12 protein-coding genes are annotated in these 12,254 nt (G+C 73.6%); 6 read left to right on the top strand and 6 right to left on the bottom strand.

What is annotated here, in order from left to right; translation table 11 throughout:
• The gene (locus K7I03_RS25715; RefSeq protein ID WP_185943792.1) at positions 1-1,044 is read right to left on the bottom strand and encodes a methyltransferase; all 1,044 of its coding nucleotides are present in this window, start codon (positions 1,042-1,044) and stop codon (positions 1-3) included.
• Positions 1,045-1,507: 463 nt separating this feature from the next.
• Here K7I03_RS25715 and K7I03_RS25710 point away from each other — a divergent pair, with 463 nt between their 5' ends.
• Positions 1,508-2,686: a sensor histidine kinase gene (locus K7I03_RS25710; protein WP_185943791.1), complete on the top strand. Its 1,179-nt coding sequence runs from the start codon at positions 1,508-1,510 to the stop codon at positions 2,684-2,686.
• Positions 2,683-3,396, top strand: a complete 714-nt coding sequence (locus K7I03_RS25705; protein ID WP_185943790.1) for a response regulator transcription factor — start codon at positions 2,683-2,685, stop codon at positions 3,394-3,396. Before K7I03_RS25710 ends, K7I03_RS25705 begins: the two co-directional genes overlap by 4 nt.
• Positions 3,397-3,504: 108 nt before the next feature.
• Here K7I03_RS25705 and K7I03_RS25700 read toward each other — a convergent pair whose 3' ends face one another.
• Complete coding sequence (locus K7I03_RS25700) at positions 3,505-4,656, bottom strand: serine hydrolase domain-containing protein (RefSeq protein WP_185943789.1); 1,152 nt, start codon at positions 4,654-4,656, stop codon at positions 3,505-3,507.
• A gap of 146 nt (positions 4,657-4,802) precedes the next feature.
• Here K7I03_RS25700 and K7I03_RS25695 point away from each other — a divergent pair, with 146 nt between their 5' ends.
• Positions 4,803-6,089, top strand: coding sequence for a TerD family protein (locus K7I03_RS25695; RefSeq protein ID WP_185943788.1), 1,287 nt, complete (start codon positions 4,803-4,805; stop codon positions 6,087-6,089).
• Positions 6,090-6,125: 36 nt separating this feature from the next.
• Here K7I03_RS25695 and K7I03_RS25690 read toward each other — a convergent pair whose 3' ends face one another.
• Entirely contained in the window at positions 6,126-6,530 is a 405-nt protein-coding gene (locus tag K7I03_RS25690; RefSeq protein ID WP_185943787.1) for an SgcJ/EcaC family oxidoreductase, read from the bottom strand.
• A 230-nt stretch (positions 6,531-6,760) separates the two neighbouring features.
• On the opposite strand from K7I03_RS25690, the gene K7I03_RS25685 reads away from it, so the two are divergent.
• Entirely contained in the window at positions 6,761-7,084 is a 324-nt protein-coding gene (locus K7I03_RS25685) for a hypothetical protein (RefSeq protein ID WP_185943786.1), read from the top strand.
• A 29-nt stretch (positions 7,085-7,113) separates the two neighbouring features.
• On the opposite strand, the gene K7I03_RS25680 is transcribed toward K7I03_RS25685, so the two are convergent.
• From K7I03_RS25680 to K7I03_RS25670, 3 genes are all read right to left on the bottom strand, one after another.
• Positions 7,114-8,160 carry an LLM class flavin-dependent oxidoreductase gene (locus tag K7I03_RS25680; protein WP_185943785.1) on the bottom strand — a complete coding sequence of 349 codons (1,047 nt, stop codon included), beginning with the start codon at positions 8,158-8,160 and terminating at the stop codon, positions 7,114-7,116.
• Positions 8,161-8,248: 88 nt separating this feature from the next.
• Positions 8,249-8,860: a restriction endonuclease gene (locus K7I03_RS25675; protein WP_185943784.1), complete on the bottom strand. Its 612-nt coding sequence runs from the start codon at positions 8,858-8,860 to the stop codon at positions 8,249-8,251.
• 134 nt (positions 8,861-8,994) lie between these two features.
• Positions 8,995-9,210, bottom strand: coding sequence for a hypothetical protein (locus K7I03_RS25670; protein ID WP_185943783.1), 216 nt, complete (start codon positions 9,208-9,210; stop codon positions 8,995-8,997).
• A 950-nt stretch (positions 9,211-10,160) separates the two neighbouring features.
• Here K7I03_RS25670 and K7I03_RS25665 point away from each other — a divergent pair.
• Positions 10,161-11,078, top strand: coding sequence for a hypothetical protein (locus tag K7I03_RS25665; protein ID WP_185943782.1), 918 nt, complete (start codon positions 10,161-10,163; stop codon positions 11,076-11,078).
• 113 nt (positions 11,079-11,191) lie between these two features.
• Positions 11,192-12,244 carry a glycosyltransferase family 4 protein gene (locus K7I03_RS25660; protein WP_185943810.1) on the top strand — a complete coding sequence of 351 codons (1,053 nt, stop codon included), beginning with the start codon at positions 11,192-11,194 and terminating at the stop codon, positions 12,242-12,244.
• Positions 12,245-12,254 lie beyond the last annotated feature (10 nt).

Below are 12,254 nucleotides of genomic sequence, written 5' to 3'. Positions count from 1 at the left end.
TCACTTGCGGCCGGCGACCATCGTCTCCGCGCCCGCCAGGTGCCGCGACCAGGTCTCCCGGAACCCGGCCTCCGCCAGCCAGCCCCGGCAGTCGGCGGCGGTGCAGTCGAAGCCGCCCGGGGTCTCGATGAGCATGTTGAGGCTGCCGAGCAGCCCGACCAGGTTCTCCCGCCGGTCGTCGTCGATGAAGCTCTCGTGGATGACCACGAGGCCGCCCTCGGGCAGCGCCTCGTACGCCTTGCGCAGCAGCGTCCGCTTCGCGGCCAGGTCCCAGTCGTGCAGGATGTGGCCGAAGAGGAGGACGTCGGCGGGGGGCAGCGGGTCGGCGAAGAAGTCCCCGGCCGTGAACGACAGCCGGTCGGCGGGGCCGCAACGCTCGCGGTGACGCTCGAAGTTGCCGCGGACGGCCTCCAGGTCGAGCCCGGTGCCGCGCAGGTGCGGGTGGCGGTGGAGGAGGTGGCTGAGCATGGCGCCCTCGGCGCAACCGATGTCGGCGACGGTGCGGTGGGCGGACCAGTCCACGGCCTCGGCGAGGGCGTCCGCCGAGCGCATGGTGAGCCCGGTCATCGCCTGCTGGAAGCAGGCCAGCCGCTCGGGGTCCTTGTAGAGGGTGCCGAACAGCTCGCCGCCGTCCTTGATCTCGTTCTGCGGCTCGCCGGTGCGCAGCCCGTCGGCGAGGCTGCCCCAGAAACCGTAGAGCCGGTTGTCGTACATCTCCAGGGCGCAGCCCACATAGGCGGGGCTGTCGCGGTCCAGGTAGCGCGCCGTGGCGGGGGTGTTGGCGTACCGCCCGTCGGGGCCGGGACCGCGGTCGAGCAGGCCGAGGGCCACCAGCGCGTCGAAGAAGTCACGGGCGGAGCGCGGGTGCAGGCCGAGCCGGGCGCGCAGTTCGCCGGCGGTGAGCGGTGCTTCGGCCAGCGCGGTGAAGACGCCGAAGCGGACGGCGGTGAACAGCACCTTCGACGCCTGGAAGCCGAAGGCGATGCGCAATATCGAGTCCAGTGCGCCGGAGCCGCCCCGCGGGGCGGATTCGAGATCGTTCACGTGCACTCCTCGGGTGTTCGGGCGGTCGCGTGTGGTGTCGAAAGTGGACCATGCCGTACCGCTCCGTCCAGTCCCTGCTCCTCATCGGTCCGGTGCTGTATCCGTTCTGACACCGAGTGGGCGGTGGGAGGGAGCGGCGGGGAACGGCGGGGCACGAACTCGCTCCCGCGAGGCGTATGCCCGTCGCCTACGCTGTGCCCGTGATCGACAGACCGCCGACCGGCGCACGGCCGCCCGCGCACGCGCGCTCGTACGCCCGCACCGCGCCGTGACGGCCGGCTCGCACCCGAAACCGCGCGCCCCCGAACCAAGCACGCCAGAGCCAAGTGCCCCCGAGCCAAGCGCGCCCCGGCCAAGCGCCCCCACCGGCAACCCGCACCCACGCACCCAGCCGATCCGCGACCTGCTGGGCCGCCGCGCACGCCTGCGCTGGGTACACCTGCTGATCGGCGGCGCCCTGGTGATGCCGTACTTCCTCCTGGCGAACGTGCTGCTGTCGCTCGTCCGAGGGGGCAAGGGCGCCAACGTGTTCCTCTCCCCCCTCCTCCAGTTCACGACCTTCGCCGCCGCACTGCCGCTCGCCGCCCTCTCGGCGCTCCTCTTCCCGCTGGCCCGCCCGCTGGAGAGCACGATCGCGCGCGCCCTGTGCGGCGTCGACGAGGCCGACCTCGCCACCGGCCCGGCCCGCACCTGGTCGGAACGCGCGCGTCCCGCCCTCTACTTCACCCTGCACCTCGCGCTGGGCGGCGTCGTCAGCGGCATGTCCCTGGCCGCACCGCCGGCCGCCGTCGCCCTGTGCACCATGCCGCTGCTGGACCCGGACGCTCCCGGCCGCCTGCCCTGGTTCAGCGTCCTCGGCGGTCCGCTGCCGCCCCTGCTGGCGCCGCTCTGCGGGCTGGGGCTGCTGGCGCTGCTCGCGCTCACCTCCCGGGCGGCCGGCGCCCTGCTGGCGCGCTGCGCGCCCGCCCTCCTCGGCCCGACGGCGGCGGACCGACTGGCGGCGGCCGAACACCGGGCCCACGAACTCGCCCTCCGCAACCGGCTCGCCCGCGAACTGCACGACTCCGTCGGGCACGCGCTGAGCGCGGTCCTGCTGCAGGCCAGTGCCGCCCGCAGGGTCCTCGACCGCGACCCCGACTTCGCCCGCCGCGCGCTCGCCTCAATCGAGGAGACCACGCGCGAGGCCGTCGGTGAACTCGACACCGTCCTCGGCCTGCTGCGCGAGGACGGCCCGGCCGCCGCCGCGCCCGCGCCGACCCTGGCAGGCCTGGACGCGCTCGTGGAACGCACCCGCGCGGCCGGCGGCGAGATCGACCTGACGGCGCCCGAGGGGCTCGGCTCGCTGCCGCCCGTCGTCTCCCGCGAGGCGTACCGGATCGTCCAGGAGGGCCTCACCAACGCCCTGCGCCACGCGGGCCCGGTGCCCGTGCGGCTGAGCGTCACCACCGACACCGAGACCCTGGAGGTCACCGTGGAGAACCCCGTCGGGCGCGCCCCCGCCCGTACCCGTGGCGGCGGCGGCCGCGGACTGACCGGCATCGCCGAACGCGCCCGGCTGCTGCGCGGCACCAGCACCGCGGGCGCGCGGGACGGCGTATGGCGCCTGTCCGTCCGCCTGCCGCTGAACGGCGGCCCCCGATGACCGCGGCCGCCCCGGACGCCGGGACCGATGCCGGCACCGACACCGACGCAGGCACCCTGCGCATCGTCGTCGCCGACGACGAGCGCATGGTCCGCACCGCTCTGTGCGTCATCCTGAACGCCGAACCGGGCATGGAGGTCGTCGGCGAGGCCACGACGGGCGTCGAGGCCCTGTCCGTCACCCGTGCCCTGCGCCCCGACATCGTGCTGATGGACGTCCGCATGCCCGAGGCGGACGGCATCCGGGCCACCGAGCGCATCCTGGCGACCATGGACGACCCGCCGCGCGTCATCGTCGTCACGACCTTCGAGAACGACAGCTACGTGTACGACGCCCTGCGCGCCGGCGCGTCCGGCTTCCTCCTGAAACGGGCCGGTGCCGACGAACTCGTCGACGCCGTACGCCTGGTGGCCCGCAGCGACTCCCTCCTCTTCCCGGCCGCGGTCCGCGCCCTGGCCGCCGCCCACGCCACCGAACGCACCACCCGGGCCGAGGCCGACCGCCTCCGCGCCCGCCTCTCCGAGCGCGAGGCGGAGGTGCTCCGGCTGATGGCCGAGGGCCTCTCCAACGCGGAGATCGCGGAACGGCTGTTCCTGGGCGCGGCGACGGTGAAGACGTACGTGGCCGGGGTCCTGGCGAAGCTCGGCGTCCGGGACCGGACGCAGGCGGTGGTGAGGGCGTACGAGACGGGGTTCGTGTCACCGCGATGAGGTGCGCCGGGGGGTGCGGGGGGCGGAAGCCCCCGCGAGAAACGGTGAATGGGGGTGCCCCCTCTGGGGGAGGGACCGGGGCGCCCCTCCCCCCACCCCGACCCACTCTCACCCCACCGCGCACTCCCGGATCACCTTCGCGAGAGCGGCCGTCTCCGGCGCCGCCCCGCCCGGGAACGCGAACCGCCGCCGGTTGTACCCGAACGCCAGCCCGGCCCCCGGATCGGCGAACCCCAGCGCCCCGGCCGCCCCACTGTGACCGAAGGACCGCGCCCCCAGGAAGGGATAGCGCTCGGACACCGCCACGAACCCCAGCCCGTACGCCTTGTACTCGCAGTCGACCAGATCGTGGCCGGCGGCCTGGATCTCGGCGACCCGCGCCACCATGTCGGGTGTCAGCAGCATCCCCCGCCCCTCCACCCCGCTCACGGCGGCGGCGTACAGCCGGGCCAGCCCCCGCGCGGAGGCGACCCCGCCGATCGACGCGGGCCCGGCGGCCCGGAACTCCCGCACATTGGGCAACTCCTCCAAGACCGTCGGCACCTGGGGATGGTTCTGATTGAAGGCGATGCCCGGCAGCCCGTCCGGCCCGTGCCCCGCCGCGGCCCGCTGCCGCTTCTGGTCGGGCGTCGGGTCCATCGGCTGGGTGCTGAGCCACCGCCCCTCGTGCTCCTCGGGCAGCCCCATGAAGAGGTCGATGCCGTACGGGGCGCGGATCCGCTTCTCGTAGACCTCCCGCATGCTCAGCCCGGTGGCACGGCGGACGACCTCGCCGGTCAGCGCGCCGATGACGAACGCGTGGTAGCCGAAGGCGGCGCCCGGCCGCCAGTACGGACGCTGGGCGGCCAGCCGCTCCGCTATCGCGCGGTCGTCGCGCAGTTCCTCGGGCGTGAATCCGCCGTCCGCGCCGACCAGCCCCGCCTGGTGGGAGACGAGCTGCCGCAGGGTGACGTGCTCCTTGCCGCCCGCCGCGAACTCCGGCCAGTAGTGCCGGACTTCGCGCTCCAGGTCCAGCGTCCCGTCCTGGACGAGCAGCGCGACGACGAGGTAGGCGGCGCCCTTGGTGGCCGAGAAGACGCCGGTGAGCGAGTCCCCGTCGATCTCCGGGCCGCCCCACAGGTCGACCACGCGCCGCCCGTGCACGTAAGCGGCGAGCTGGGCGGCGTGCCCGGCCCGCTCCTCGGCGAGCGTCGCCGCGAACACCTCGCGCACCGGCTCGTACCCCTCGGCTACCGTCCCGTGGACGATGGCGTCGGACATCGCGTCCCCCCGTTCCCGCGTTCCCGCGTCGTGCTCGGCATGATCAAAAAGAGCGGCACGCTGTACAGCCGCGAAGATCCACGCGGTATTCCGCCGGGTCATGGAACCGCAAAGCCCGATCACGCGTTGAACGGATCATGACCGCTATGACCCCCGGCTCGAACATTCCGCTCTCCGTCACCCGTGTGACGGTGGACGTCGCCGCGCCCGTGCGGCTCGACGTCTCGGGCCTGCTGCTCACCGCCGACGGCAAGGTGCGCTCCGACGACGACTTCGTCTTCTACAACCAGCCCACGGGCCCCGGCGTGACCCACCGCGCCGGAGCGGCCGGCGCGCCGGACTCGATCACCGTCGACACGGCCGCCGTGCCCGCCGGCATCGAGAAGATCGTCGTCACCGCGAGCCTGGACGCCCCCGGCACCACCTTCGCCGGCACCGAACCGACCGCGACCGTCCGGGACGCCGCCTCCGGCGCCCCGCTGGCCACCTTCACCCCGCCGAGGCTCGGCACCGAGACGGCGCTGGTCGTCGTCGAGGTCTACCGGCGCAACGACGCCTGGAAGGTACGGGCAGTGGGCCAGGGGTACGCGAACGGTCTGGCGGGCATCGCCACGGACTTCGGCGTGAGCGTGGAGGAGCCGCCCCCGGCCCCTGCCGCACCGCCGGCCCCGCCCGCCGCACCGCCCGTCGCCCCGCCGGTCTCTCCCGCCGCACCGCCGGTCTCTCCTGCCGCACCGCCGGCCCCGCCCGCGCCCGCGTTCCCCGCCCCGCAGCCCCCGGCGGGCGCGTTCGGCGCTCCCGTCCCGCCCGCTCCCCCGGTCCCGCCGGCGCCCCCGGCCCCCGCCCCGGGCACGGGCAAGATCAACCTGGACAAGGGCCGGGTGAGCCTCCAGAAGAACCAGACGGTCTCCCTCGTCAAGGGCGGCCGCCCGCTGACGCAGTCGGTCCGGATGGGCCTCGGCTGGGAGCCCGCGTACGGCGGCCGGGCCATCGACCTGGACGCCTCCGTCATCGCGTACGGCCCCCAGCGGAACATGATCGACGCCTGCTACTTCGGCAAGCTGATGATCCTGGGCGGCGCGGTCCAGCACTCCGGCGACAACCTGACGGGCGACGGCTCGGGCGACGACGAGAGCATCACCGTCCACCTCGGCGGCCTGCCGCCGGAGGTCACCGGCCTGGTCTTCACCGTCAGCTCCTACAGCGGACAGAAGTTCACCAACGTCGCCAAGGCGTACTGCCGCCTGCTCGACGGACAGACCGGCGAGGAGCTCGTCCGCTTCGACCTCACCGGCTCGGAGCCCAAGACGGGCGTCCTGATGTGCAAGTTCATCCGCCAGTACTCGGGCGAGTGGGAGATGACGGCCATCGGCGAGTACGTGAAGTCGAAGACGGTCCGCGACCTGGTCAACCCAGGGGCGCAGGCCCTCTGACGGCCGCACCGGACACCACGTGGGTGCACGCGGGCGCTAATCCCCCTCGTGCACCTGCGTGTTCTGGCAGGCGTGCAGCAGCCAGCGCCCGTCGTCCCCCTTGGTCAGGACGTACAGCGGCGCGCCCTCGGAACCGCCGTCCGCCGCGTGATAGACCTGCCGCACCTTGACCGCCGCCACGTCGGGCCGCAGGAACTGCACGTGCACGGGCTCGTAGGTGACGTCCCCGTCCCAGCTCGCCGCGGGCAGCACGGCGCGCGTGAACTCGGCGATGGCGTCCAGGCCGATGAGGACCTTGCCGTGACCGGTCGTCCAGAGCGCCTCGGGGTGGAACAACGCGAGGAACCCCTCCACGTCCTTGGCCCGTTGCGCCCGCTCGACCTCGGCCACTACCTGGTGTATCGCCGTGATGTCGGCGGTTTCGGTGTCCATGCGGATCATGGTCACACCTCAAGCGCGCTTGAGGTCAAGGGCCTTGAGGCCGAGAACCTTGGGCGAGAACCTCGGAGGCGAGGGCGGCTCCCCGCCTGCCCAGCCGCCGCCCCCACGGTAATCCGTTCGGGTGACAACGGCTCCCGCCCCTTCAGGGCGGGGCCGGACCGTACGACGCTGGTGGCGACCAGGGGCGGCGCACGCCCCAGCGGACACTCGGGGGACCTGTCATGCGGCTCGTGCGATCACGAGGAAACGTCGTCCGGGCGGCCATCGCCCTCGGCACCGCCGCCGCGCTGTGCTGCGGCCTGTCCACCAGTGCCCAGGCGGCCACCGGGGACTTCACCTACGTCAACGTGAACGGCGACGACTTCACGCTGCACGCCCCCGCGAACGGCGAGTGCTTCCTGCTGGTCTCCGGCGCCGGGAGCGCGGTCAACCGCACGAACGCCACGGCGACGGTGTTCGCGGAGCAGGGGTGCGAGGGGTCGCACCTGACGATGCCGCCGGGCACGTCGGCGAACTTCGGCAGCGCCGCTCCGCACAGCGTGATGTTCGGCTGAGGCGGCGGCGGAGACCGGGACCGATCCCGTCAGGCGCCGTCCGCCGGCCCCGCCGACCCTGCCAGTCCCGTCGGCCCCACCAGTCCCGCCAGTCCCGCCAGTCGCCGGTATGAGTCGAGCAGCGCCACACGGTCGTAACCGCTGGTCGTGACCAGCACCTCGGCCGCGCCCGTCCGCTCCACCAGCGTGGACAGCCGGCGGGCGACCTGCTCCTCCGTCCCGTACACCGGCCCGCGCAGCGCGTTCTCGAAGTACCCGCGCTCGCGGTCGCTCATCGCCCGGCCCTCGATCTCCTCGGCCGGTTCCAGGGGCGGGAAGACGCCGTGCGTGCGGGAGTACGCGAGGGCCCACGCCTCCGGGACGAGCAGCCGGCGGGCGTCCTCCTCCGTCGCGGCGACGGCGATGTCGCCGGCGAGCACGACGTACGGTTCGGCGCGCCCGGCCGACGGCCGGAACGCCTTGCGGTACCGCTCGACGGCCTCGACGAGCCGGTCCTCCCCGCGCAGCCCGCCGATCACCAGGGCGGCGCCCGCGCGGGCCGCGATGTCCGCCCCCGCGTCGTTGGCCAGGACGAACAGCGGCACCCGCAGCCCCTCCGCCGGCCGCGCGTGCACCTGGGGGTACGCGGCCGCGCCGCCGTCGAACCACGCGGCCAGCTCGGCGAGCCGCTCCTCGAACTCGTCCACCGCCTCCTTCCCGACCCCGAGCGCCCGCCGGATTCCGTCCGTGAAGCCCACGGACCGCCCGACTCCCAGGTCGATCCGCCCGGGAAACAGTGACTCCAGCACCCCGAACTGCTCGGCGACGACCATCGGCCGGTGGTTGGGCAGCATCACCCCGCCGGTGCCGACGCGGATCCGCGACGTGGCGGCGGCGACGGCGCTCGCGAGCACGGTGGGAGCGGATCCGGCCACCCCGGGCACGCTGTGGTGCTCGGAGACCCAGAACCGCCGGTATCCGAGCGCCTCCGCCTCCCGCGCGAACCGGACGGTGTCCCGCAGCGCCTCCCCGGGCGGCCGTCCCCGCCGGGTACGGGAGCGGTCGAGGACGGACAGGGGGATACGTGTACGGGTCACGTTCCGTTGCAACGTCAGGGGCGGGGACCGGGATTCCCCCCGCCCGGGTCAGGGAGCGCGCCCGGTCGGCGAAGGGCGCGGGACGCGCTCAGGAGCGGACCGTCCGCTCCCGGGCCGGCGGGAGCGCCGTGAGCAGCTCCCACAAGGGGCGGGAACCGGACGCCCACATCCCGAGCACAGGGCGGTCGACCACGTGCAGCCGCTGCTGCCGGGCGAAGGCCACGGCCGGCGCGGTGACCCGCCCGTTCGTCACGATCACCGCGACGTCGGCGCCGTGCACGGGACGGGCCGTCCCGTTGAGGACCTGGAGGTCGGGCGTGCCCACCGCGGAACCGGCCGCCCCGTCGCGCCGGTGCTTGCACTGCACCACCCACCGCCGCCCGTAAGGGTCGGTGGCCTTCACATCCGCGCCCAGGTCGCCGCCGCCCCCGACGCGGACCGCGTCCCGGTAACCGTCGCGGCGCATCAGGTCCCGCACGACCTCCTCGAACCGGGCATGGTGCAGGGCGTCCAGCTGGGGCAGCGCGTACCGCAGTCCCCGCGCGCGGACGGCCTCCCACCGCGCCCGCTGCCACTTGAGGTGGACCCCGACGGCACCCGCGCACGCCGCGAACACCGCGACGACGGCCATGACCCACCAGTGGTCCAGCAGCCAGTCGACGACGGCCGCCACCAGCGCGACGGCCAGGACCGCGGCCATGAGGAGACCGGCCGCCCGGTTGCCGGCACGCTGCCGCCGGCCGCCCGGCCGCCGGCTGCGTCGCCGCCCCGACGACCGCCGGGACGCCGACAACCGCCCGGACGCCCTGGCCCGCCGCCCACGCGCCCGGCGACTCACCGGCCGGCTCCGGCCTGCGTGATGCTGTTCGCGAGCTGCCCCAGGATGTCGTGGATCGCCCGGCCCGCCGACGTGGGGGCGATCAGAACGCCCAGCGCCAGCACGATGACGACGGTCAGCTTCTCGTCGTTGCGACTTCGGGACTGCGTACGCCGGCCCAGCCTCAGCACCACGATGACGGCGAGCAGCACCGCCACGTCGATCGTCACCAACCGCCTCGACCTCCCCCGCCCGCCGGCCGGCACCACCCCGGGCTTCTTGTGTAGCCGCGCTCGCGCACAACCGGAGCCGGGTTGCCTGCGGATGGCACAAAGCGATCGGCTCTGTGTCCGATACCGTGCGGACGAAGGCCGACGCGCCATCGCCCGACCGCCCGGCCCACCGCCCTGCTCGCCGATCGGCCCACCGAACGGACCACCGGCCAGCCCACCGATCGCGGAACCACCCGTACCGTCTGGCCTGTTCGAGCCCCTCGGGTCCCGGCCATCCTGTGCCGCTCCACGCTCTGATGCCCTGGTCAACAGGGGATCGAGGGTGCTCCATGGGGCCCGTGTGAGGAGGCAGGTGGGAACCGGCGGAGCGGGAAGGGCGGCTGAGGCCGGTGGGTTCAGGGGCGGAGATGGGCAAATGTGGCAGGGGCGCTTTTTTATACGCTCTCCGCCCCTTTCGTCGAACTCCGACCCGCGTCAGCCTGGTTCGACACGGCGAAGGCCCCCGTCAACCCGTGTCCCGTGTCCCCCGCACATCACGGCAGGGCAGCCATGCCCCGCGCGTCGCGGCGGACCCGAGGCAGCGCGGACGAGGGCCTGGACCCGGGGGGGGAGGGCGACGCCGCATCGCACGCCGGCGTTCACGGCGCCTTTCCCTCGGGATCCCGCACGCGGCGACGCGCCACGCCGTCCGCAGCGGGCGGCACGGCGCGGCACGAGCACGGCACCCGGACCCTTCCGGGCGAACTCCCCGCGGTCCGGGGCGCGTCCGGGGTGCCGTCGTGGCATGCCGCCGTGCCGCCGTGATAGCCGCTCCGGCGTGCGCACGAAAGAGCCGCGTCGTACACGAAGAGGAGAAGGGAAACGCCGTGCCCGAAAGCGCGCCCGAAACCGCGCCCGAATCCGTTCCCGCAAACGTGCCCGAGAACGTGCCGGAATCCGCACCCGAAAACGTGCCGGAAAACGCATCCCCGCCCCCCACCGCGCCGTTCACCCTCGCCCCGGGCGGCCCGCCCGACGTGGTGACGGCGGCCGCCGGCGAGACCGGCTATCCGGGAGTACGGATGACGGCGACCGGCGACGAGCCGGTCCCGCCCCTCGACGCCTACGTGGCCCTCCCCCGGGGAAAGGGCCTGGAATTCCACGCGGAAGGCGGCGCCAACTGCCTGCTGACCGTGCGGGACGCCCACGGGAAGACGACCGCCTATCCCGGGAATCCCTCACCGGACGGCCGCTCCCTCACCTTCCAGGGGGTCGACCCGGCGCTGTCCGGAAAGGGATCGGTGTCCACGGCATGGGTCGCGGTCAGGGCGGGCGGCGGCGCGCGCCCGGGAATCACCGCGCTCGTCTTCTGCCTGGGCGACGCGACTTCCCCGTCCACCCCCGTCCGGATCGCCGATGACATCCCCTTCTCGGTATTCCCCGGCGGTCCGCCGGACATCACGCTCGACCACGACCACCCGGTCGGCTATCCGGGCGTGCGGGTCCGCGCGGACGACGACGGCACGGTCTCCCCGCAGGACGTCTACGTCGCCCTGCCCCGGGAAAAGCGGCTGTGCTTCCACGCCGAGAGCGGCCCGAACCACGGGCTCACCGTGCAGGATCGGCACGGCACACAGCACCTCTTCCCCGGCCACGCGGCAGCGGACGGACGGGCGGTTCTCTTCCCCGGAGTCGACCTGTTCCTCTCCGAAAAGGGAGCGGAATCGACGCTCTGGGTCGCGGTGACGGCCGAACCCGCCACGGCCCCGGCCGATTCCGCGCGACCGGACGCCCCCGCCACACCCAAGGAACCCACCGCCCTCACCTTCTGCGTCGGCGTCCGCACCGCCCGCTCCACACCCGTCATCGTGGACGCCCGGTCCTGGTGACCGCGAGCGCGAGCGTCCGGGTGAACGCGAACGTACGGAAGGAGCACCAGCCCGTGGACCCGGTGACGGCCACCCGCCCGCCCAGGCCCGTCCTCCCCAAGAAACCACGCAGCATGTCCGTCACGGCCCGGGTGTACGGATATCCCCCGGCCCACAACGCCGGATCCGAATGGATGCTGCACTCGATGCTCCGGCCCCTGGCCGAACGCGGTCACCGTGTGACGGTCTGGCTTTCGCACCCCGGAACCATCGCGGAGAGCTACGAGATCGACGGAGTACGGGTCGTCCCTTTCCAGGAGGGCTCCGACTTCGCCACCGAGGCACAGAGCGCGGACGTCCTCCTCTCCCATTTCGAGAACGTTCCGCTCATCTCCGGACTCGCCCGCGCCCGGCAGATACCCGTGGTCGTGATCTGCCACGACAATTTCGCCACCAGTTACCACAACGCGGCCGGGGCCGACCTCGTCGTCTACAACAGCGAGTGGATCCGGCGGGACGGCGAGATCCACTACGCCCGCTATCCCGCCGAATTCCTGCCCGGCCGCACGATCGTCGTCCGCCCTCCGGTCATCGCGGAGGACTACCGCACCGAACCCGGCGACCACGTCACCCTCGTCAACCTCAACCCGGACAAAGGCGGCGACATCTTCTGGCAGATCGCCGCCTGGACCCCCGACTGGCGGTTTCTCGGCGTCAAGGGTTCCTATGGAACGCAGATCCTGCCCCCGACCCGCCTCCGCAACTGCGAGGTCGCCGACGGTGTGCCCGGGAACGACATGCGCGAACACGTCTACAGCCGTTCCCGCGTCATCCTGATGCCGAGCCTCTACGAATCCTGGGGGCGCGTCGCCGTCGAGGCGATGGCCTCCGGCATTCCGGTGATCGCCCATCCGACGCCCGGCCTCGTCGAATCCCTCGGCGACGCGGGGATCTTCGCCTACCGCGACGACCTCAACGCCTGGCTGCACGCGCTGAGTTCGCTCAAGGACCCGGCGAACTGGGAACGCGCCTCCCGCCGCGCCAAGGCCCGTTCCGACGAACTGAGCGCCACCCCCGACCTCGACCTCTGGTGCGAGGCGGTCGAGTCGCTGTACGACGCCCGGCGCCGGCGCTCCTTCCACGTCGCGGGCGCGCCGCCCGCGCCCCTCCCGCTCTCCGCGAGATAGCCGGAAGCAG

This window comes from Streptomyces mobaraensis, assembly GCF_020099395.1.
Lineage (GTDB): Bacteria > Actinomycetota > Actinomycetes > Streptomycetales > Streptomycetaceae > Streptomyces.
Note: the sequence above shows the minus strand (reverse complement) of the source record. Positions and strands in the feature narration are given on the sequence as shown.